The organism is Nocardioides sp. (assembly GCF_016462705.1).
GTDB lineage: Bacteria > Actinomycetota > Actinomycetes > Propionibacteriales > Nocardioidaceae > Nocardioides.
This window is the reverse complement of the sequence record NZ_JAEMSS010000026.1, coordinates 12,185-33,832: the sequence shown is the minus strand read 5'-3', so window position 1 is coordinate 33,832 and position 21,648 is coordinate 12,185. Positions and strand designations below refer to the sequence as shown.

At 73.5% G+C, this 21,648-nt stretch carries 18 protein-coding genes; 6 read left to right on the top strand and 12 right to left on the bottom strand.

Features of this window, described 5'->3' with window-relative positions; translation table 11 throughout:
• Nucleotides 1-112: 112 nt before the first annotated feature.
• The 6 genes from JHD21_RS05425 to JHD21_RS05400 all read right to left on the bottom strand — a co-directional run bounded on the left by JHD21_RS05425 (nt 113) and on the right by JHD21_RS05400 (nt 7,296).
• The gene (locus tag JHD21_RS05425; protein WP_292672277.1) at nt 113-1,420 is read right to left on the bottom strand and encodes a wax ester/triacylglycerol synthase family O-acyltransferase; all 1,308 of its coding nucleotides are present in this window, start codon (nt 1,418-1,420) and stop codon (nt 113-115) included.
• A 36-nt stretch (nt 1,421-1,456) separates the two neighbouring features.
• Nucleotides 1,457-2,455 carry a universal stress protein gene (locus JHD21_RS05420; protein ID WP_292672275.1) on the bottom strand — a complete coding sequence of 333 codons (999 nt, stop codon included), beginning with the start codon at nt 2,453-2,455 and terminating at the stop codon, nt 1,457-1,459.
• Between the two features lie 101 nt (nt 2,456-2,556).
• Nucleotides 2,557-3,003: a pyridoxamine 5'-phosphate oxidase family protein gene (locus JHD21_RS05415; protein ID WP_292672274.1), complete on the bottom strand. Its 447-nt coding sequence runs from the start codon at nt 3,001-3,003 to the stop codon at nt 2,557-2,559.
• Between the two features lie 123 nt (nt 3,004-3,126).
• Nucleotides 3,127-3,822 (bottom strand): DUF305 domain-containing protein, encoded by a 696-nt coding sequence (locus JHD21_RS05410; RefSeq protein ID WP_292672273.1) that lies wholly within the window; start codon nt 3,820-3,822, stop codon nt 3,127-3,129.
• Between the two features lie 13 nt (nt 3,823-3,835).
• Nucleotides 3,836-6,343: a cation-transporting P-type ATPase gene (locus tag JHD21_RS05405; protein WP_292672272.1), complete on the bottom strand. Its 2,508-nt coding sequence runs from the start codon at nt 6,341-6,343 to the stop codon at nt 3,836-3,838.
• Nucleotides 6,344-6,354: 11 nt separating this feature from the next.
• Complete coding sequence (locus JHD21_RS05400) at nt 6,355-7,296, bottom strand: universal stress protein (protein WP_292672270.1); 942 nt, start codon at nt 7,294-7,296, stop codon at nt 6,355-6,357.
• A 126-nt stretch (nt 7,297-7,422) separates the two neighbouring features.
• Here JHD21_RS05400 and JHD21_RS05395 point away from each other — a divergent pair, with 126 nt between their 5' ends.
• Together JHD21_RS05395 and JHD21_RS05390 are read left to right on the top strand one after the other, a co-directional pair.
• Nucleotides 7,423-8,325 (top strand): universal stress protein, encoded by a 903-nt coding sequence (locus JHD21_RS05395; RefSeq protein WP_292672269.1) that lies wholly within the window; start codon nt 7,423-7,425, stop codon nt 8,323-8,325.
• A 35-nt stretch (nt 8,326-8,360) separates the two neighbouring features.
• Nucleotides 8,361-9,308, top strand: coding sequence for a universal stress protein (locus tag JHD21_RS05390; RefSeq protein ID WP_292672267.1), 948 nt, complete (start codon nt 8,361-8,363; stop codon nt 9,306-9,308).
• 19 nt (nt 9,309-9,327) lie between these two features.
• Here JHD21_RS05390 and JHD21_RS05385 read toward each other — a convergent pair whose 3' ends face one another.
• Both JHD21_RS05385 and JHD21_RS05380 read right to left on the bottom strand, forming a co-directional pair.
• Nucleotides 9,328-10,710 (bottom strand): MBL fold metallo-hydrolase, encoded by a 1,383-nt coding sequence (locus JHD21_RS05385; RefSeq protein WP_292672266.1) that lies wholly within the window; start codon nt 10,708-10,710, stop codon nt 9,328-9,330.
• A gap of 111 nt (nt 10,711-10,821) precedes the next feature.
• Nucleotides 10,822-12,663: a phosphoenolpyruvate carboxykinase (GTP) gene (locus JHD21_RS05380; protein ID WP_292672265.1), complete on the bottom strand. Its 1,842-nt coding sequence runs from the start codon at nt 12,661-12,663 to the stop codon at nt 10,822-10,824.
• Nucleotides 12,664-12,773: 110 nt separating this feature from the next.
• On the opposite strand from JHD21_RS05380, the gene JHD21_RS05375 reads away from it, so the two are divergent.
• Together JHD21_RS05375 and JHD21_RS05370 are read left to right on the top strand one after the other, a co-directional pair.
• Entirely contained in the window at nt 12,774-13,109 is a 336-nt protein-coding gene (locus tag JHD21_RS05375; RefSeq protein ID WP_292672263.1) for a metalloregulator ArsR/SmtB family transcription factor, read from the top strand.
• A complete protein-coding gene (locus JHD21_RS05370; protein WP_292672261.1) occupies nt 13,106-14,791 on the top strand; it encodes a SulP family inorganic anion transporter in 1,686 nt (561 codons plus the stop codon). The genes JHD21_RS05375 and JHD21_RS05370 overlap by 4 nt, the downstream gene beginning before the upstream one ends.
• Here the strand turns inward: JHD21_RS05370 and JHD21_RS05365 are convergent.
• From JHD21_RS05365 to JHD21_RS05350, 4 genes are all read right to left on the bottom strand, one after another.
• Nucleotides 14,784-17,378 (bottom strand): cation-transporting P-type ATPase, encoded by a 2,595-nt coding sequence (locus JHD21_RS05365; protein ID WP_292672260.1) that lies wholly within the window; start codon nt 17,376-17,378, stop codon nt 14,784-14,786. The two genes, JHD21_RS05370 and JHD21_RS05365, sit on opposite strands and share 8 nt — an antisense overlap.
• A 148-nt stretch (nt 17,379-17,526) precedes the next feature.
• On the bottom strand, nt 17,527-17,895 hold the full coding sequence (locus JHD21_RS05360) for a hypothetical protein (RefSeq protein WP_292672258.1): 369 nt from the start codon (nt 17,893-17,895) through the stop codon (nt 17,527-17,529).
• A 109-nt stretch (nt 17,896-18,004) separates the two neighbouring features.
• On the bottom strand, nt 18,005-18,622 hold the full coding sequence (locus JHD21_RS05355) for an FMN reductase (RefSeq protein ID WP_292672257.1): 618 nt from the start codon (nt 18,620-18,622) through the stop codon (nt 18,005-18,007).
• Nucleotides 18,619-19,785 carry an LLM class flavin-dependent oxidoreductase gene (locus tag JHD21_RS05350; RefSeq protein ID WP_292672279.1) on the bottom strand — a complete coding sequence of 389 codons (1,167 nt, stop codon included), beginning with the start codon at nt 19,783-19,785 and terminating at the stop codon, nt 18,619-18,621. Before JHD21_RS05350 ends, JHD21_RS05355 begins: the two co-directional genes overlap by 4 nt.
• A gap of 101 nt (nt 19,786-19,886) precedes the next feature.
• Here JHD21_RS05350 and JHD21_RS05345 point away from each other — a divergent pair, with 101 nt between their 5' ends.
• The gene (locus tag JHD21_RS05345) at nt 19,887-20,363 is read left to right on the top strand and encodes a MarR family transcriptional regulator (RefSeq protein WP_292672255.1); all 477 of its coding nucleotides are present in this window, start codon (nt 19,887-19,889) and stop codon (nt 20,361-20,363) included.
• 48 nt (nt 20,364-20,411) lie between these two features.
• Nucleotides 20,412-21,554, top strand: coding sequence for an alpha/beta fold hydrolase (locus JHD21_RS05340; protein WP_292672254.1), 1,143 nt, complete (start codon nt 20,412-20,414; stop codon nt 21,552-21,554).
• Nucleotides 21,555-21,648 lie beyond the last annotated feature (94 nt).

The following is a 21,648-nucleotide window of genomic DNA, read 5'->3' as shown; positions in this document are numbered from 1 at the left end:
CCCGGCCCAGCCCGTTGATCGCGATCCTCGTGGTCATGTCCTACCTCCTCCGCGGGCCCCGGTGGCCCGACCCGTCTCGAGCCTGCGACCTGGCGGGTGCCAGCGGTCAGGGTCACAAGTCCTGGGGACCGAGGACCTTGGTGCCGGCGAGCGACCACCAGGCGGAGGTGATGCCGTCGACCAGCACGTCGAGGTCGGAGACCGCGCGGTCGGCGGTCACGCCGAAGGTGAGCTGGCCCGCGTAGGTGAACATGGCCACCCCGATCGGCACCCGGTCCGCGATCGGCACGTACGGCAGCATCTGCTCGACCTCGGCTCCCAGGAACGACAGCCGGCGGCGTGGCCCGGGGACGTTGGTCGTCACGGTGCTGAGGTGGTGGTGGGGCACCCTGAGTGCCCAGCGGGTGGCCGCGCCGACGACCGCGTACGGGACCGCACCGATCAGCTGCTGGGCGAGCACCCCGGCCTCGGGCTCCCCGGTCCGTCGTAGCCGCGCCATCAGCGCATGCACCGCCTGCACCCGGGCGACCGGGTCGTCGACGTCCACCGGGAGGTCGGCCAGCATCAGGGTGACGTGGTTGTCGGGCTCGTCGGACGTCCCGGACCAGGCCGACACGGGCACCAAGGAGCGCAGGGAGTGTGGATGGGCCTCGATGCCCCGGCTCCGCATCAGGTCCCCGAAGCCCGCGGCCACCGCGGCGAGCGCCACGTCGTTGACGGTGACACCCAGCGCGCGGCGCACCTGCCGGGCCGAGACGAGCGGGACCGTGGTCCACGCGTAGCGACGACCGGGTCCGACCACGCCCGAGACCGACGGCCCGTGGACCGGCACGACCGCGGCTCCGAGAGCCAGGCTCCCCCGGCCCGCCGCCAGCGCCGCCGTGGCGGCGCCGCGCCACCGGGATCCGGCGCGCTGTCCGATCCCGACGACCGGCGGGGTCGCCTCCTCCGGGATGTCGAAGAGGACCCGGAGCAGGGCAGTCCCCGACACGCCGTCGGCGAGGGCGTGGTGGACCCGGCTGAGCAGTCCCCACCTGCCGTCGGACAGTCCCTCACACAGGGTGATGTCCCACAGTGGGTGGTCGCGGTCCATCCGGACGGCCATGCACCTGGCGATCAGCTCTGCGACCTCGCCGTCCCCGCCAGGTGACCGCACCGTCAGTCGCCCGACGTGCCGGTCCAGGACGAAGTCCGGGTCGTCCTCCCAGGTCGGCGCCCGCAGGTCGAGCACCGTGCGCCGGACCACCTGGCGGTAGCGCGGCGCGAGCGGCAGCCGGCTCTCGACGTGCCGGCGGACGGCGGCGATCGACGGCAACGGCCCGCTCAGCACCGCGAACGACCCGATGACCAGCGAGTTGCCGGGGTCGACGTCCTCCGCGGCGAGGAACGCCGCCGACAGCGCGTTCAGCGCGACGGACACGGTCCTGCTCCGGACTCTGCTCTCGCCCGGCTGACGTCAGTGCACACCGGCGGCGGCGGCGACGGGGACCTCGCCGGGGAGCGGCGAGGGTTCGACGACGAGCACGGGGCACGTCGCCTCCCGGAGCACCTGACGCAGCACCGGACCCAGGTGGGAGCCGAACGGCAGCGCCGGGTCGCGGCGCGCGACCACCAGCAACGACGAGCGCTCCGACGCCGCCACGAGGACGTCCGCGGGGCGGCCCCAACGCACGGCGAAGGTGCAGGGCACTCGTTCGCAGATCTCGTCCGGCAGGTTCACGTCGTGCGCCAGCTCGGCCCGGGCGGAGACCAGCATCTGCTCATGGCTGACCTCGTGCCGCATCATCTCCTCGATGGCCGGCGGAAGGTACGTCGCGCGCAGCACCACGACCCGCGCGTCGTTGACCGCGGCCAGGCCGAGTGCGGTCCAGATCTCCGCCCCGGCCCGCTCGGCGTCCTCGACCGCCACGGTGATCGGCCGCGGGTGGTCTCCCGGCCGCCAGGTGGCAGGCACCGAGACGACGGGGGCATGGGCGCGGGCCGCCACGCCCGCGGTCACCGACCCGCTTCCCCACCGTTCCCAACGCGGCAGGTCGCGGTGCTCGAGCACCACCATCTGCGCGAAGGCGCTCTGCTCCACCAGGGTGTCGATGACCGCACCGCGGACGAGCCGTCCGCTCACCGGCTGGGCTCCGCTGACGCGGTCCCGGACCCGGCGCACGGCCTCGTCCAGGAGAACCTGGCCCTGGGAGACGAGCTGCTCGAACCCGATGCCGACCTCGGAGGTTCCGGCGGGTCCGCCGATGAGACGGGGCACGACGTGCAGGAGCTCGACGCCGATCTCCAGCTGCAACGCCGTGGTCACGGCGAACTCGAGCGTGCCGTCGGAGAGGCGCCCCTCGGGCCCGACACCGACCAGGATCGGTCCCGTCCACCCGCAGCTCGCGGTGCTGTCGTGGGGGCCGGTGCGACCGGTCGTGCGGGTGCTGGGCACCGTCGCGTGCGTGTCCTTCATGACGGACCTCCTTTTCCTCGACGATCACACCGCGCCCGCTGGGCGCATCAGGGTCCTTGGTCCTCGCGCTGGGAGTCGACGGACCACAACCAGCACCCGGGCTACCCCTGGGACCGCGACAGCTGGTGGTCCGGCTCCGGCCGGTGCAGCCGGAACCGGCGGCCCGTGACGACATCGGCGGCGAGCTCGACGACGTCGTACTTGAGGGTCTCGACCCACGGTTGCAGCGGAAGCGATTCGACCCGTGCGGCCTCGTCCTCACCGAGGCGACGAAGCCGGCCTCGGGCGACGACCGACCAGGCCGAGAGATCGTCGTGCCAGTCGATCTCGAGGGCCACGTCCGAGTGCAGTGCTGCGGCGAGCAGCTTGTTGCCGGAACCGGTCCGGAACAACAGCGACCTGCCGTCGGTCACGTAGTTGATCGGCACCAGGTGGACCTCGTCGACGAGCCGGTAGGCCAGCCGGCCGAACTGCTCCTCCTCGAGCAGGTCCCAGCACTCCTCGACACTCAGCTCGACCACCGGGTCCTCGTCCGTCGGCATCGCCATCGCCACCACCGTCTCTCCCGATCGGGACCGTTGTGCCCGGTCTGTGTGGGACGACGCTAGGTCGGTCGAGGCACCGCGAATCAGGGCCCTTGGTCACCAGTTGGCGGGACCGCTCTCAGGAGCTCAGCTCCACTGCAGCAGCCACTGCCGCATCAGGCGGATCTCGGCGCTCTGCTCGCGGATCACCGACTCGGCCAGGCCGGCCACCACCGGATGACGGACCAGGCCGGCTCTCACCAGGTGGCGGGACATCATCACGGCCATCATGTGGTGGTGGACCATCTCGGTGAGGAAGGTCCGGTCGAGCTCGTCCCCGCTCAGACCCGTCAGGTCGCTCATCATCGGCTGGTAGTCGATGGACGGTGTCTCCTGCGGGTACCAGCGGGCGACCCAACGCTCCATCATCCGCACCTGCCGGGACTGGCTCGTCCGGATCGCCCGCCCGAGGCGCCGCAGCTCGGGGTGCGGCGAGCGCGTGAGCGACTCGGCCGCGACGATGGCCTCGCGGTGGTGCGGCAGCATGGTCAGCAGGTAGTCGGCCTCGTCCCGAGGGGCCATCGTCGCGTGCATCCCGCCCATGCCCTGGACAGCGCGCATGCCGAGGCCTCCTCCCATGGCGCCGGGCATGGCGGAGCCGGGCATGGCGGAGCCGGGCATGGCGGAGCCGGGCGTGCCGCCCAGGGTCCGTCCGGACCGGTGGCGCTCGCCCATCGGGCTGTCCACGGAGCAGCCGCCGAGCGTCACCGCGGCAGCGAGGACCGCCGCCGCGACCCGCTTCGGCGAGCCCGCGCGTCGTTGCCGTCCCAGGGGAGGGCCCATGCCCCCAGGGTCCTCAGGCCACCGGTCCAGGTCCGGAGGCGAAGGTCCCCTGCCGCCGGGACCATGGTCGGCGCGAGAGCGCGACGAGCACGCCAGGGAGCGCGGCGATGCCCACCAGCGCCACGGTCATGCCCGTCCCGAGAGGCTCGGTCCCGAGCAGCTCGCGCACCCCTGGGATCGCGACACCGGTGAGCTGGCAGGCCCCGGCCAGCAGGACCGCGATCTCGAGACCGCGCTCACGCCAGTCCCAGCCGCGGCGCGGCGCCCGCAGGGCCAGCGCCACGGCCAGCTGCCCGAGCCCCAGCGTGAGGAACACCGCCGTCCGGACGTCCTGGCCCAGGTGGGAGGCGAGGAGGCCGGCACCGAGCGACGCGACCGAGAGCAGGGCGCCGGCCGCGACGATCTGGCCGATGAGGCCTCGGTCCAGCACGGACTGGGTCGGCGGAGGAGAGGGCCTGCGCATGAGGTCGGGGTCGAGCGGCTCGCCGCCGAACGCGACCCCGGGCAGCCCGTGCGTCACCATGTTGACCCACAGGATCATGGCCGGGGTGAGCGGGATCGGGAGACCGAGGAGCGGGGCGGTCAGCAGCACCACGATCTCGGCCAGACCGCCGGCGAGGCCGTAGCGCAGGAACGTCCGGATGTTCGCGTGGATCCGCCGCCCCTCCCCCACCGCGACGACCAGGGTGCGCAGGTCGTCGTCGAGGAGGACCAGGTCGGCCGCCTGTCGGGCCACCTCGGTCCCGCTGCGCCCCATGGCCACGCCGATGTCGGCACGGCGCAGGGCCGGCGCGTCGTTGACCCCGTCTCCCGTCATCGCGACGACGTCACCGTGGGCCTGCCACGCGTCGACGATGCCGACCTTCTGCTCGGGCCGGACCCGGGAGTAGACGTCGATCTGCTCCACCAGGTCCAGGTGCTCACCCCGGGCCACGGCCTCGCCCTCCACGACCAACCCGTCGTCGGACAGGATGCCCAGCTCCTCGGCCACCACCCGGGCGGTGGCGGGGTGGTCGCCGGTGACCAGGACGATCCTGATGCCGGCGGCGTGGCAGTCCTCGACCACCTGGGCCGCGTCCGGCTGGGGAGGGTCGGTCACCGCCACCAGCCCCACGGCCCGGCGGTCCTCGAGGACGGCCAGGACCCGATGGCCCTGGGCGGCCCACAGCTCGGCCTGGACCCGGGCCTGTTCCGCCACGGGCCCCGGTGCGAGCATCGGGAGCAGTCGCTCCGGGGCACCCTTCAGGACCTCCACCTCGACGCCGTCCGGGCCGCTGTGCACCGTGCGGGAGAACCCGACGTCACTGTCGAACGGCGACTCGTCGATCCGGTTCCAGTGAGCGAGGGAGTCGAGGTCGAGACCACCCTTTGCCGCGGCCACGAGCAGCGCCACGTCGAAGGGGTCGCCCACCGCGAGCCACTCCCCCGGCTCGTCGCCCGCTCTCAGGGACGCGTCGTTGCAGAGGGCGGCGTTGCGCAGCAGCCCGACGGCTTCGGCGCGTGCCTCCGGCGACCCCTCGACGCGCCCGTCGACGGCGTACGCCGTCCCGCTGACCTCGCAGGTGCCGGCGGGGGTCCACAGCTGGCGTGCGGTCAGCACGCCCTGGGTCAGGGTGCCGGTCTTGTCCGAGGCCAGGACGGTCACCGAGCCCAGGGTCTCCACGGCGGGCAGCCGGCGGACGACCGCCGAGCGTCGCGCCATCCGGCGGGCTCCCAGGGCCAGTGAGATCGTCACCACCGCGGGCAGCGACTCGGGGACGGCGGCCACGCCGAGGCTCACCGCCAGCACCGACGCCGCCGTCCAGGACATCCCCTGGGCCATCGCGAGCCCGAACACGCCGAGGCAGATGATGCTGGTGACGAGGACCAGCTGACGGGACAGCCGGGCCAGGCGCAGCTGCAGGGGCGTCGGTCGCAGCCCCGCACCGGCCACGAGCGCCGCGATCCTGCCGAGCCCGCTGTCGGCGCCGGTGCGGACCACGCGTCCGATGCCCCGGCCGCGGGTGACGACCGTGCCCGAGACCACCTCCTCCGCGAGGGCTCGCGGGACCGGCATCGACTCCCCTGTCATCGTCGACTCGTCCACCTCGAGCGAGGACGCCTCGACCAGGAGCAGGTCGGCAGGCACGATGTCGCCGGCCTCGAGGCGGACCGTGTCCCCGGGGACGACGTCCCCGGCGGCCACCTCGACCAGGGCACCGTCTCGCCACACGTGGGCCCGGGGGGCCGCCATCCGCGAGAGGGCGTCCACCGCGTGCTGGGCGCGTACGTCCTGGACCACTCCGATGGTGGTGTTGAGCACGATCACCGCGGCGATGATCACCGCGTCGGCGTGGTCTCCGACGGCGACGACCAGCACCAGGGCACCGCACAGCAGCAGGATCATCGGGTCACGCAGCTGCTGCCCGATCCGGGCGAGGAGACTGACCGACACCTCCGGGGGCAGCTCGTTCGGGCCGTGCTCCACCAGCCGCCGGGCCGCCTCGTCACCGGTCAGGCCGCGTGCGGTCCGGCCGGTCACGGGCCCGGTCGTCACTTGACCGGGGCGCCCGACTCCTCGAGCACGAGCACGTCCTCGGCCGGGTCGTCGTGCGCGTCGGTGAAGGGGACCACGACGACGGGGACGTCACTCGCCCTGAGGATCGCGTGGGCGACGCCGCCGAGGTGGCCGTAGGGCGGGATGGCGCGGTGCCGGCGCGAGAGGACGAGCAGGTCGCTGTCGCGGCTCGCGGCGAGCAGCACCTCGGCGGCCCGGCCGTGCTGGACCCGGACGTCGACGGCCACGTCGGGGTACTCGCGACGCCAGCTCGTGAGCACGTCCTCGATGACACTGCGACCCTCCTCCTCCCAGTCGTCGGAGTGCGTGCGCACCTCGATCCGGTCGAGGTAGGGGTCGGGCAGCTCCCAGGCGGTCACGATGGTGAGGCTCGCGCCTCGCCGGCGCGCCTGGGAGAAGGCCTCGGTGAGGACGGCGTGGGCGTTGGCCCGGGACTTCATCGCGACCACGACGCGGGCGCGCGGGTGGTCACCCGACCAGAACGACGGCACGACGGCCACGCCGCAGTGGGCGTGGGCGGCCACCGCCGCGGTGACCGCGCCGACCAGGATCCGGTCGACACCGTGCTGGGTCTCCCGTCCCACGACCACGAGCTGCGCGTCCTCGGAGGCCTCGACGACCGCTCCGCTCCGGGACCCGGCGCTCAGGCGGGTCACCACCTCGAGGTCGGGCGCGAGGTCACGCACCGCGGCGACGGACTCCTCGAGGATCGAGGTGGCGACGTCGCGGAGCTCACTGTCTCCCACACCGCTCATGGGCACGCCCGGCCAGACGGGGGCGGTCACGGGCAGCACGTGCACGAGGCGCAGCGAGGCTCCTCGGCGGGCCGCCTCGGCGACCGCGTAGCGCAGGGCGCCGGCGCTCCCGGGGGTGCCGTCGACGCCGACGACGACCGGACCAGTCTCGGGGCTGTTCATGGACGCCTCCTTCGGTCACTACCTCGATGCTTGTCGTCCGCCTCCCCCGTCGGCAGGGCCCTAGGTCCCGGGCCGGCGGGCCGCAAGCCTGTACGCCCGGCGGGGAGGGCGAACGAGAGTGGAGACGTGACCAGAGACATCCCCGCAGGCAGCATCGTCGTCGGCACCGACGGCTCGGCCCACGCCGAGCGGGCCGTCGTGTGGGCGGCCCGGCAGGCACACCTGGAAGGGCGCCCCCTGGACATCGTGCACGCCTACGGCCGGGTCGGGGTCGGCGAGCTCGCGTGGCTGGGAACCCCCGGCCTGGACCAGAGCGTGCTCACCCGAGCCCTGCACGAGGCCGGCGAGACGCTGGCCGCCGAGGCTCGGGAGATCGCCGTCCTCGAGGTGCCGGGCCTCGAGGTGCGGACCCACGTGCTCGGGACCGACGCCAGGGACGCGCTCGTCGAGGCCTCGGCCTCGGCCCACGTCGTCGTGCTCGGCTCCCGGGGGCGCGGTCCCCTGCGCTCCCTGGTGCTCGGGTCGGTCAGCCAGTCCGTGGCCCGGCTGGCCCGGTGTCCGGTGGTCGTGTGCCGCCCTCAGGAGCCGCACGACGGTCGGCACGAGGTCCTCGTCGGCGCCGAGGGGAGCGTGGCCTCGCTGCCCGTCGTCGAGTTCGCCTTCCAGCAGGCGTCGCTGCACCACCTCCCCCTCGTGGTCATGCACAGCTTCGTCGATCCCACGCTCGTCACGCAGGGCGCTGCCGGTGTCCAGGCGGAACCCAGCGACGTCGTCGAGCTGCGGATGCTCCTCTCGGAGTCCGTGGCGGGTCTGGGCGAGAAGTACCCGGACGTCGAGGTCGACCTGCAGCTGTCGCAGGGACTCGTCGACCAGTGCCTGCTCCACGAGGCACCCGAGGCCGAGCTGGTCGTCGTCGGGCGCAGCGACGTCAGCGGCTGGTCGCGGCTCCTGTACTCGTCCTGCGCCCTCGCCGTCCTGGAGCGCGCCCGGACCACCGTCGTCGTGGTGCCCGAGCAGCCGGCCGAGTGACGGGGCCGACCAGCCTGCCCAGAGAGGAACCAGCCATGACCACCCCGAGCACCCCGAGCACCCCGATCGTCGTGGGCGTCGGCGCCGAAGGCTCCGGATCCGCCCTCGGGTTCGCCGTCGAGGAGGCCCGGCGCTGGTCGCGGCCGGTACACCTGGTGCACGTCCTGCAGCTCCCGTCCAGCGAGGCGTACGCCGGCCTGTACGGCGAAGCGCTGGAGGGTGCCCGCGCGACCCTGGCCCGCGCGGTGGCCGAGGCCGAGCGCCTCGCGGGCGACGAGGTCGCCGTGACGTCCGAGCTGGTCAGCATGGGCAGGGTCGTCGACGAGCTGACCAAGCGCACCAGTGACGAGGAGCTCCTCGTGCTGGAGCACCGAGCGTTCGGACGCCTGCACCGCCTCGTCGGCGGCTCCGTGGTCCAGAGCGTCGCCGGCCGGGCCCACGGGCCGGTCGTCTCGGTGCCCGAGGGGTGGTCGCCACGCGCGCACCCGACCGCCGTCGTGACCGCCGCGGTCCAGGACCCCATCGAGGCCCCGATGGTCCTGCGCGCCGCCTTCGCGGAGGCCCGCAAGCTCGGCGCGTCGCTCGTCGTGCTGCACGCGTGGTGGCTGGACTCGGGCTTCGAGGCGGAGGTCGTCGACGAGGCGATGCGCGCGGAGTGGGCCGACCGCTGGCGGACCGAGCTGCACCCCCTCCTGGCCCCCTTCCGCTCGGCGTTCCCCGATGTCGAGGTCGCCGTCGACGTGCGGCATGCCCCGCCGGCCGAGGCGGTCCTCGACGCGGCCGAGGTCTCGGACCTCCTCGTGATCGGCCGTCGTCACCACCTGCTCCCCCTGCGCACCCACCTGGGCCCGGTCGCCCGCGCCGCCCTGGCCCACGCGACCGCACCGGTGCTCGTCACGCCCGAGTCGCCCGTCACCGCCAAGGAGATGCGGCGCGAGCGGCGGGTCAACCGGCTCCTCGAGACGCTGGCACCGATCGACTGAGAGAAGCCACCGAGCCCGGTCAGTCGAGCCGCACCCGCTCGCCCCGCTTCGGGACGACGGCGGACCAGCCGAGCTCGTCCCTGATCCGGACAGCCAGGGCCTCGGACGAGTCGGGCTCGCCGTGCACGACGTACACGACCTCCGGAGGCTCCGGCGCCGAGGCCAGCCAGGCGCACAGCTCGTCGCTGTCGGCGTGCACCGAGAAGTCCGGCACGTCGACGATCTCGGCACGCACCGGGACGTAGCGTCCGTGGATCTTCACCTGCCGGGCGCCTTCCTGGAGCTGCCGGCCCCGCGTCCCCACCGCCTGGTAGCCGGTGAGCACCACGACGTTGCGTGGGTCCGGCAGCTGATGGGCCAGGTGGTGGATGACCCGGCCGCCGGTGGCCATCCCGGAGGCGGAGATCACGATCGACGGCATCGCGGGCCGGTTGAGGCGCATCGAGCCCGCGACGTCCCCCACCCCGTGCACCTCGACGGAGTCCAGAGCGGCCCGTAGCTCCCCGCTGTCGGGACGGAGCTGCGGGGACGGGGCGCCCAGCGCGCGTCGGTAGACGTGCAGCGCGGCGACCGCCATCGGGCTGTCGACGAAGACCGGGAGCCTCGGGATCCTGCCCTCCTCCATCAGCCGGTGGATGGCCAGGATGACCAGCTCGGTCCGATCCACCGCGAAGGCCGGGATCAGCACCGACCCACCACGGTGGGCGGCCCGCCGGACCGCCGCGCCGAGCGTGTCCGGCCCGGCCGGCTCGTGGGTCCGGCCGCCGTAGGTCGACTCGACCACCACGGTGTGGACGGCGGGCGGCGGGTCCGGGGGCCGGAGCAGCGGATGGCTCGGCCGGCCGAGGTCCCCGCTGAACAGCGTGCGGCGTCCGTCGGTCTCGAGGAGCACGGTCGCCGAGCCGAGGATGTGGCCGGCCGGGTGCAGCGTCACCCTGGCTCCCGCGGCCACCTGGGTCGTCTCCCCGAACCCGACCGGTCGCAGCAACGGCAAGGTCCGTTCCACGTCCTCCCGGTCGTAGAGCGGGAGAGCCGGACGGTGCTTGGAGTAGCCGCCGGCGTTCGCGTGCTGTGCGTCCTCCTCCTGCAGGTGCGCACTGTCGCGCAGCACGATCTCCACGAGCTCGGCCGTCTCGGGCGAGCAGTAGATCGGACCCGCGAACCCCTCGCGCACGAGCCGGGGCAGGTGCCCGCAGTGGTCCAGGTGCGCGTGGCTCACGGTGACCGCGTCCAGCGACGATGCCGCGACCGGGAACTCCTCCCAGTTGCGGCGGCGCAGGTCCGGTGGGCCCTGGAAGAGCCCGGCGTCGACCAGCGTGCGCGAGTCGGTGGTGTCGACCAGGAACTTGCTGCCGGTCACGGCGCCGGTGGCGCCGAGGAAGGTCAGGACCGGGTTGCTCATCGTCTCCACCTCGTGCCTCGCCGGGAACTGGCCCGTCCAGCATCAGCCGCGCCGGGGCGCAGCCGGCAGAGGTCGAGGTCCCGTCTCGGGCTGACCTTCGGCCGCCCCGGGTCAGCCGCTGTGATCCTCCAGCGCCTTCGCCACCCGGCGGTGGGCCTCCCAGATCTCCTCGGGCAGGTTGGGGAGCTCCTCGAGGTGCGCCTGACGGAAGCCCATCTCCTCGCGCCAGCGCGCGACGTCGATCGACAGGATCGTCTCGAGGTCCTCGGGCGTGATGTCGACACCCTCGAGGTTGAGCTCGTCCTCCGTCGGGAGGATGCCCACCGGCGTCTGCCGGCCCTTCACCTCGCCGTTGCGCAGCTGCAGCAGCCACAGCAACGGCCGCAGGTTGTCCCGGTAGCCCGGCCACAGGAAGTGGCCGTCCTCCGGGTCCCGCTGGAACCAGTTGACGTGGGCGAAGATCGGCTGGTCGGTGGCCGCTCCGACGATCTTGAGGTAGTGCGCGGCGTAGTCGCCCTCGCCGTACGCCATGAACGGCCGGTTGGACATCGGGTCGTAGCGGAGCATCCCCTCGACGCCCTCGGCGGCGGAGGTGGCCTCCGCCCCCAGGGTGAGACCGTCGTAGACACCCTCGGCGAGGTCGGTGATCGCGCGGATGAGCGGCTCGCGGTCCCGGGTGCGCCCGCCGAAGATGATGGCGTCGATCGGGACGCCCCGGGGGCTGTTGTAGTCGGGGGCGATGTTGGGGACGTTGTCGAGGGTGGTGGTGAACCGGCTGTTGGGGTGCGCCCACGGGCTGGTGTCCCCGGGTTCGCGGTCGGCGATCGGCTCGCCCTTCCAGTCCAGCCAGCCGGCCGTGTCGGCCGGCGGTTCGGGCGTGCGCCCCTCCCACCAGACCTCCTGCGTGTCCGGGTTGTAGGCGACGTTGGTGAAGATCGCCCCGCTCCCCTCGTCGACGGAGTGGAGGGCGGTCGGGTTGGTGCCCTCGTTGGTGTCCTTGGCGACGCCGAAGACGCCGAACTCCGGGTTCATGCCGTAGAGCCGGCCGTCGGTCTTGTCGACCCACAGCCACGCGATGTCGTCGCCGTAGAACGAGACGTGGTAGCGGTCGCCCAGCGCGTCCGGCGCGAGCATCATCGCCAGGTTGGTCTTGCCCGATGCGCTCGGGAACCCGCCGCAGATGTGGGACGTCTTGCCGGTCTCCTTGTCGTGGATGCCGATCAGCATGTACTGCTCGCCGAGGAAGGTGTCGGTCACCCAGCCGTCGTACGCCGCCTGACGCAGTCCGTGGGCGATCTTGCCGAGCAGGGCGTTGCCGCCGTACGACGACCCGTAGTGCAGGATCGTCCGCTCGTCCGCGACCGTGACGAAGCAGCGCTGGTCGTCGGGGGTGCCGTGGCCGAGGGAGTCGAGGTCGCCGGTCACGTGCACCGCCCGGACGAAGGAGTCGGGGTCCTCGAGGTCCTGGAGGTGCTCGACGCCGACGCGAGACATCCGGATCATGTGCAGCACGACGGTGCGGGCGTCGGTCAGCTCGACGCCGGTCGCCCACGGCGAGAGCACGTTGCCGGGCGGGGCCATCAGGTAGGGGATCACGTACATCGTCTTGCCGGCCGAGGCACCGCGCATCCGCTCCGTGACCACCGGGGTGATCTCGGCGGCCGGGCGCCAGTTGTTGTAGAGGCCGCGGTCCTCGGGCCGGCTGGTCGCCACGATGGTCCGCTCCTCCGAGCGCGCCGTGTCCTTGGAGTGGCTGCGGGAGTAGTAGCGCCCCCGGCCCGCGGGCAGCAGCTCGCCCGCGTCGAGCGCCTCCTGGACGAGCCGGGCGTCGTCGGCGGCGGTGACGACCTCGACGCGGTCTGCTCCGGTGAGCTCGGCCCAGTGGGCGACGTAGTCCTGCACCCGCGGGTTCGTCAGCCCCGCCTCGTCCAGCACCGTGCGCACGTCAGTCATCGTCATCCCTTGCCTGTCGAGGTCGTTCGCGGTCAGGTCGCTCGCGGTCGTCGTCGCCGACGGTACACCACGACTTGAAGATGTTTGCAAGTGGTGTAGTCTTCAACTCAATGAGCGTCCCCCTCTACCAAGCCAAGGCCGAGCTCTTCAAGACCCTCGGCCACCCGGCGCGCATCCGGATCCTCGAGCTGCTGTCCGAACGCGACCACGCGGTGCACGAGCTCCTCGAGCGGATCGACATCGAGCCGAGCAACCTGTCCCAGCAGCTCGCGGTGCTCCGCCGTACGTCGATGGTGGTCTCGCACCGGCTCGGCAGCGAGGTCGTCTACTCGGTCAGCGTCCCCGAGGTCCGGGACCTGCTCCTGGTCGCCCGGAAGATCCTGTCCGGGATGATCGCCGTGAAGGGCGAGCTCGGGGCCGAGCTGACGACCGACGCCCTCCCGTGAGCGCAGCCGCCCAGGCCGCCGGCGCCGCACTGGCCCGGACCGGCAGGCTGCTGCCGCGGCGCTCGGACTGGACGGCGGCCCGGCCGGCCCGCGACCTGACCGCCGGCCTCATGGTCGGTCTGGTCGCCCTGCCGCTCGCCCTCGGCTTCGGGGTCAGCTCGGGCATGGGGGCGGCCGCCGGGCTGGTCACGGCGATCGTCGCCGGTGCGGTGGCTGCGGTCTTCGGCGGGAGCCGGGTCCAGGTCAGCGGTCCCACCGGAGCGATGACGGTGGTCCTGGTCCCCATCATCGCGACCCACGGGCCCGACGGGGTGCTCGTCGTCGGGCTGCTGGCCGGGCTGATCCTCGTCGGGCTGGGCGCTGCGGGTGCCGGCCGGTTCATCCGCTACGTGCCGGTCCCGGTCGTGGAGGGCTTCACGGTCGGCATCGCGGCCATCATCGCGCTGCAGCAGGTGCCCGCCGCCCTCGGGACGGACGTGCACGCGGAGCGGGTGCTGGTCCTCGCCGCCCGCGCCGCGCGGGCCTGGGCGGACGATCCCCACTGGGTGCCCCTCGGGATCGCCGCAGGGGTCGTCGTCGTGGTCCTGCTGTCCGCCCGGGTCGTGCCCCTGCTGCCCGGGTCCCTCGCCGCCGTGGTCCTCGCGACCCTGGCGACCTCGGCGTTCGACTGGGACGCGGCGACCATCGGCCACATCCCGGCCAGCCTGCCGGGCCCCTCGCTCCCCGACGTGCCCTGGGCAGACCTCGACGCCCTGCTCCTGCCGGCCGTCGCCGTCGCCGCGCTCGCGGCCCTGGAGAGCCTGCTCTCGGCCACCGTCGCCGACGGCATGAGCGTCGGTCAGCGTCACGACTCCGACCGCGAGCTCGTCGGGCAGGGCCTGGCCAACCTGGCCGCGCCCCTCTTCGGCGGGATCCCGGCCACCGCGGCGATCGCCCGGACCGCGGTCAACGTCCGGTCCGGGGCGGCGTCGAGGTTGGCCGCCCTGACCCACGCGGTGCTGCTCCTGGCCGTGGTGCTGGTGGCCGCCCGATGGGTCGGGGACATCCCGCGGGCCGCGCTGGCCGGGGTCCTCGTCGCCACCGCCGTGCAGATGGTCCGGGTGTCCAGCCTGGCGGCGCTCCTCCGCTCGACGCGCGGCGACGCCGTCGTCCTGGCCGTCACCGCCGCTGCGACGATCGTCGTCGACCTGGTGACGGCGGTCCTCGTCGGGTTGGTGGTCGCGGGCTTCTTCGCGCTCCGGGAGGCGGCTCGTTCGGCGCGGCTGGAGGAGATGCCCCTGGACGAGGCTGACCACGGCGACGAGGAGCGGTCCCTCCTGGACGAGCACATCGTCGCCTACCGTCTCGACGGGCCGCTGTTCTTCGCCGCGGCCCACGACTTCCTGCTCGAGCTCACCGACGTGACCCGGGTACGGGTGGTGATCCTGAGGATGTCCCGGGTCACGGCCATCGACGCCACCGGCGCCCATGTCCTCGCCGACACGATCAGCCGCCTCGAGCACCGTCACGTCACGGTCCTGCTGTCCGGCGTCCAGCAGCACCACGAGCAGGTGCTCCGCGAGCTGGGCGTCTACGGCCGGCTCGCCCACGAGCGCCACCTGTTCGACACCACACCCGAGGCGATCGCGCACGCGCGCGTCCACGCGGCGCGCATCGAGCACGAGCCGGCGCCGGTCACCTGAGCCGGTGCTTCGCGCGGGCGCGCTTGGCCGCCCCGTCGACGAGGACCAGCACCGCCGCCCCGGCACCCGCGGCGAGCCAGCCCAGCGGTGCCGGCCAGCTGCCGCCGAGGAGGTCGGCCAGGCTCGGGACGCCCAGGAACACCACCAGCAGCACCAGCTCGGCCGCCACCGCCGCGAGGACCAGCCGGTTGCCGAGCAGCGGCATCCGCCAGGCCGGGACGACCGCGCTGCGGCAGGCGAACGCGTTGGCCATCTGCGCCACCGCGATAGCGGCGAAGGTCGACCCCGACGCGACGGCGAGGAGCTCCGCGGAGGGCGTCTCCCCCCACGTCCAGCCGCCGGAGGTCAGCACGATGGTGCACACACCCAGCGCCAGCACGGCCTCGGTGAGCCCGAGGACGGCGAGCGCCCGGACGAGCAGGGAACGGTCGACCAGCCTGCGTCTCGACGAGCCGTGCATGATGCCGTCGCGGGGAGGCTCGGCACCCAGAGCCAGAGCCGGGAGCAGGTCCGTCCCGATGTCGAGGGCGAGGACCTGGAGGACGGAGATGGCGAGCGGGTAGTTGCCTCCGCTGAGGGCCCACACCGCGAACGGCGCCAGCTCGGCCACGTTGTCGGTGAGGTGGTAGGTGAGGAACCTGCGGATGTTGCGGAACGTGGCCCGCCCGAGCTCGATGGCCGCGACGATCGTCGCGAAGTGGTCGTCGAGGAGGACCAGGTCCGCGGCCTCGCGGGCGACGTCGGACCCGCTGGCGCCCATCGCGATCCCGACGTCCGCCTCCCGCAGGGCCGGTGCGTCGTTGACCCCGTCACCGGTCATCGCGACCACGTGCCCCCGTCCGCGGAGCGAGGAGGCGATCCGGAACTTGTCCGCCGGGGAGACCCGGGCCACGACGACGCCGTCGTCCCGGTCCAGGAGCGCCGCCAGCTCGGCGTCGTCCGCCGGGAGCTGGTCACCGGTGACGACCAGGCCGCCCTCGCCCAGGAGCCCGACCTGGCGGGCGATCGCCTCGGCGGTCCGCGGGTGGTCCCCGGAGATCATCGCGACCCTGATGCCGGCCTCACGGCAGGCGGCCAGCGCGTCGCGCACGTCGGGTCGTGGCGGGTCCTCGAGGGCTACGAGGCCGAGGAGCTCGAGGCCGGCCTCCATCTCCGCGGAGGGCTCGCCGGTCCAGGTACGTCGCGCGACCGCGAGGACCCGTCGTCCGCTCGTGGTCAGCCGGTCGAGCTGCTGCTCGAGGCCGGCGCCCTCGCTCGACCCCGAGCACCGGCGCAGCACGCTCTCCGGCGCACCCAGCACGGACACCTCCCCGTGCCGGTCCAGTGCCGAGGTGAGCATCCGGTCGCTCGAGTACGGCCGCCGCTGGGTGTCGTCGTGGTCCGGGACCTCCGCGCCCAGTCGCAGCGCGAAGCAGTGCAGGGCCGCCTCCATCGGGTCGCCCAGCGCCTGCCAGCCCTCGTGCTCCCCGGTCCGCTCGACGACGCGACCGGTGACGCACGCGACGGCGGCCAGGGCGGCCTGCCGGGACCGGTCCAGGGCCGCTCGTGGACCGACCGCCGTGGCGACCGGCTCGTAGCCGTTGCCCTCGACGGTGACCGAGCCGACGGGCGTGACCACCTCGACCACGTTCATCCGGTTCTGCGTGAGCGTGCCCGTCTTGTCCGTGCAGATGAACGTGGTGGCGCCCAGCGTCTCGACGGCGTCGAGACGCCGCACGAGCGCCTGGCGAGCGGCCATGCTCTGCGCTCCGCGGGCCAGGGACAGGGTGACCGTGGGCAGCATCCCCTCCGGCACCAGCGCCACCGCGACTCCGACCCCGAACAGGAACGCCTCGGTCGCCGTGAGACCGAGACCGAGCGCGACGGCGCCCAGGCCGACCCCCGTCCCGGTGGCGATGACGGCCAGGACGCGGACCACCCGGTCCAGCTGGCGGGTCAGCGGGCTCGGCGGCCGCTCGGCGGACGCGGCGAGGTCGGCGATGCCGGCAAGCGTGGTCGACGTGCCGGTCGCCGCGACCAGGCAGGTCGCGTCACCCTGCACCACGAAGCTCCCCCCGAGCAGCCGATCACCCTCGTGGCGCGGGACCGAACCGCTCTCGCCGGTGACCATGGACTCGTCCATCCCGAGGCTGCGCGCCGACACGACGGAGAGGTCCGCGGCCACCCGGTCGCCGGCCTCGAGCAGGACGACGTCGCCGACGACGAGCCCGGCGGCCTGGACGACGACCGTGCGGCCGTCCCGGACGACCCGCGTGTCCGACGGCAGCAGGGCCCGCAGCCGCTGGGCGGAGCGGTCGGCCCGGTGCTCCTGCCAGAACGCGAACCCGCCGTTCAGGACGATGATGACGAGGATGGCCGCCGCCAGCTCGGGCATGCCCGCCAGGAGCGCCAGGCCCGAGGCGACCCAGAGCAGGACGGCCAGCAGGTGCGTGAGCTGGGCGGCCAGGAGCCGCAGGGACGACGCCCGCCTGGGCTCCGGGAGGAGGTTCGGCCCGTCCCGGCGCAGCCGCTCCGCCGCCTCCGTCGAGGTGAGCCCGCCAGGCGCCACGGCGTCCGCAGCCGACGGGACTCCTCGCGCGACGCCCACACGACGACGATCGCAGCGGCGGTGGCGCCGCAGGAGAGTCGTTGGTCCCACCCTGCCGAGACCTCCGTCAGGGGATGTCGGGGCCCCGAGCAGAGATGCAGGGGTGTCACCGGGCCAGGCCCGATGACACCCCGGGTGCCGCGAGGGCTCAGCCCGTCTGCGCGTGGTGGAGCACCCCGACGTGGTCGGTGAGCTCCAGCATCCACACGATCAGGAGCGAACCCATGAACACGGCCAGCATCGCTTCCGCCGCGGCGGTCTCGGCCACGACCAGGGCTGTGACGCCCAGAGCCAGGCTGACACCGGCTGCCGCGAGCTCGAGCTTGCCGATCCGGTCGATCGCGTCGCCCTGCCGCATCACCAGGAACGCCGCGATGCCCAGCAGCAGACCAGTGGCTGCCATGCCGCGCGGATCCTCGATGAACGGCATCTCGTCGCGCACGAGGTACCCGATGTAGGGCACCGCGATGGCGGCGAGCAGCAAAGTTGCGACGAGGTCCTTCCACGAGATCCTCATCGTCCCCACCTCCTTCCTGCCAGACCCACCCTCTCTCCGCGCCGGCCCTGCGGCCAGTGGCGGAAGTCGCCACGAGTCAGGCCCAAAGGACCTAGGCGTGTGGCCCAGGTCAGCTGGGTGCCAGCGTCCGCAGGAGCTGCTCGAACGGGGTCGGGTCGGCGAGCTCCTCCTCGACCGTGCGCCGGGTGCTCGGGACGGACCGCGCCACTCCCCGCCCGGCGGAGAGCGAGGCCAGCTCGCCCGCGGCCCGGGCGATCCGGGCGTCGAGCCCCGCGTCGCCGAAGTCGTCGGTGGCCGCGAAGACGCCGGTCGGCACGACGACCGCGTGCAGGTAGGTGAACAGCGGGCGCAAGGCATGGTCGAGGACCAGCGAGTGGCGGGCGGTCCCCGCGGTCGCGGCGACGAGCACGGGCTTCCCGTCGAGGACCCCGGGCTCGAGGACGTCGAAGAACGTCTTGAAGAGCCCGGAGTAGGAGGCGGAGAAGACCGGCGTGACGGCGACGAGCCCGTCCGCCCGGCGTACCGCGTCGAGGGCCTCGCCGAGCCTGGGGCTCGGGAACCCGGTCAGCAGGTTGTCGATCAGGTCGTGCGCGAGGTCGCGGAGCTCGACGTGGACGACCTCCGGCTCCTCGAGGGCCTGCGCGGTGACTGCGGCGATCCGGTCGGCCAGCAGCCGGGTGGACGACGGGACGCTGAGACCTGCGGAGACGACGACGATCGAGGTCACGCGGACACCTCCTCGCGGTCGGGCTCGCGGTCGGGCTCGCGGTCGGTCGTGCCGGTGACGTCGTCGACGGCGTGGACCGACGTGTCGTGGGCCCCGCCCGCGGCGGCCACCAGCGACGCGTGAGTCGGCGCGTCCGGGACGTGGGCCGGCCGCCCCTCGGCGAACCCCTTGCGCATCTCGGGGAGGATCTCACCGAGCAGGTCGAGCTGCTCGAGCACGGTCTTGAGCGGGAGCCCGGCGTGGTCGACGAGGAAGAGCTGACGCTGGTAGTGGCCGGCGTAGTCGCGGAACGACAGCGTCCGCTCCAGCACCTGCTGCGGGGACCCGACGGTCAGCGGCGTGGCCTCCGTGAAGTCCTCGAGCGACGGACCGTGGCCGTAGACCGGCGCGTTGTCGAAGTAGGGGCGGAACTCGTCGACCGCGTCCTGGCTGTTGGGCCGCATGAAGAACTGGCCGCCCAGCCCCACGATCGCCGTGTCGGCCGGGCCGTGGCCGTAGTGCTCGAAACGCCTGCGGTAGAGGTCGACCATCTGCTGGGTGTGCGAGGCGGGCCAGAAGATGTGGTTGTGGAAGAACCCGTCGCCGTAGAACGCCGCCTGCTCGGCGATCTCGGGGCTCCGGATGGATCCGTGCCAGACGAACGGCGGCACACCGTCCAGCGGCCGCGGGGTCGAGGTGTAGCCCTGCAGCGGCGTCCGGAACCGGCCTTCCCAGTCGACGACGTCCTCGCGCCAGAGCCGGCGCAGCAGCGCGTAGTTCTCGATCGCCAGGTTGATGCCCTGCCGGATGTCCTTGCCGAACCAGGGGTAGACCGGGCCGGTGTTGCCGCGGCCCAGCATCAGGTCGACGCGACCGTCGGTGAGGTGCTGGACCTTGGCGTAGTCCTCGGCGATCAGCACCGGGTCGGTGGTCGTGATCAACGTGGTCGCCGTGGACAGGATGAGCCGGTCGGTCCGGGCGCCGACGTAGGCCAGCGTCGCGGTCGGGTTCGAGGCGATGAACGGCGGGTTGTGGTGCTCGCCCGTCGCGAACACGTCCAAGCCGATCTCCTCGGCCTTCCTCGCGATCGCCACGGTCGCCTTGATCCGCTCGTGCTCGGTCGGGGTGCGTCCGGTGGTCGGGTCGGCGGTGACGTCGCCGACGGTGAAGATGCCGATCTGCATGGTGCCTCGCTCGGGTCGGGTCGACACGGACGGTCGGTGCCGTGTCAGGTTCGTCGGCACAACGATAGGTGACGTGTCACCTATTCCCGTACCCTGGGTGCATGAGCGAGTCCCCCTGGCTGTCCGCGGAGCAGCAGTCGGTCTGGCGGTCGTGGCTGGCGCTGAGCGCCCTGCTGCCCGCCGCGCTGCATCGACAGCTCGCCCGCGACAGCGGTCTGTCCCTCCCGGACTTCGACGTGCTGGTCCAGCTCAGCGAGTCTCCGGCGGGACGGCTCCGGGTCGCCGATCTCGCCCGGGCGCTCACGTGGGAGCGGAGCCGAGCCTCGCACCACCTCACCAGGATGCAGAAGCGTGGGCTGGTGGACCGGCAGGAGTGCGCGGACGACGGCCGCGGCGCCTTCGTCGTCCTCACCCCTGAGGGGCGGGCAGCCATCGAGCAGGCGGCTCCGCCGCACGCGGCGACGGTGAAGGACCTGGTGTTCGCCGACCTCGACGACGACGAGCTCGAGGTCCTCGGCCGGGTGGTCGGCAAGATCTGCGGCCGGCTCGAGGGACGGGTCCTCCAGACCCCGGCCTGAGGCCCTTCGCCCCTGCCCGGCGGAGCCCGGACCGCCGAGGCTGGGAGGGTGACGAACACGCAGGCCCCGGCTCGCCCGGACCCGTCCGCGCCCCCTCGTCTGCGCGGTCGTCCGCGCCGCGTCGGGCCACCCGCGGCGGCGTACGTCGTGGCCATGACCGCCGTCGCGGCCGGACTGGGCCTGGCGGCGCCCCGACTCGCCAAGGACGACGCCGGGTGGCTCGCCTGGCTCGGGTTGCTGGCCCTCGCGGTGGGCGGATCGGCTGCCGCCTGGTGCGCGTGGCGGGTCCTGCACGCCGTGCGGCGGCGCTGGTGGGCGCTGGCCGTGCCGGCGCTCCTCGTGGTCACCTATCTGGTCCTCTGGACCGTGGCGCAGGGCTTCGTCGCCGGACTTCCGGCGCACCCGTCGCTCGGGTCCCGCACCCCCGCCGACGTCGGACTGGTCCACCAGCCGGTGACCCTGCGGACCGCCGACGGGGTCGACCTCGCGGCCTGGTGGGTGCCCGGCGAGGCCGACGCGGCGGTGGTGCTGCTGCACGGCGCCGGCTCCACGCGCACCGCCGTGCTGGACCAGGCCGAGGTGCTGGCGTCCGGCGGCTACGGGGTGCTCCTGCTCGACGCCCGCGGCCACGGGGAGAGCGACGGGCGCGGCATGGAGTTCGGCTGGTACGGCGAGCGGGACGTCGCGGCGGCGCTGGACTTCCTCGAGGACCAGCCCGGCGTCTCGCCGGACCGGCTCGGCGTGGTCGGCATGTCGATGGGTGGGGAAGAGGCGATCGGCACGGCCGGCGCCGACCCACGCGTGCAGGTGGTCGTCGCCGAGGGCGCGACCCACCGGGTCGCGGCCGACAAGGCCTACCTGTCGGAGTACGGCGTCCGCGGGGACGTCCAGCGCCGGATCGACTGGGGCACCTACGCCGTGGCCGGGCTGCTCAGCCCGGCGCCGGAGCCGCCGCCCCTGCGCGAGTCCGTCGCGGCCGCCCAGGCGGACGGCACGCCCACCCCGATGCTGCTGATCACCGCCGGCGACGTCGAGACCGAGCTGCTCGCCGCGGAGCTGATGGACCGGGCCGCCCCCGACGCCGTGGACATCTGGACGGTGGCCGGCGCCGGGCACACCGGCGGCCTGCGGGCCGAGCCCGACGAGTGGGCCCGGCGGGTGCTCGCGTTCCTCGACGCGGCTCTTGCCTGACCTGGCCCGCGACGGTCGACACAAGCTGCCTCGCGCCGAGGAGTGCGACACCCGAACCTGCAGCCTCGCAGGTCCGGGTGTCTCGATGTCCTGG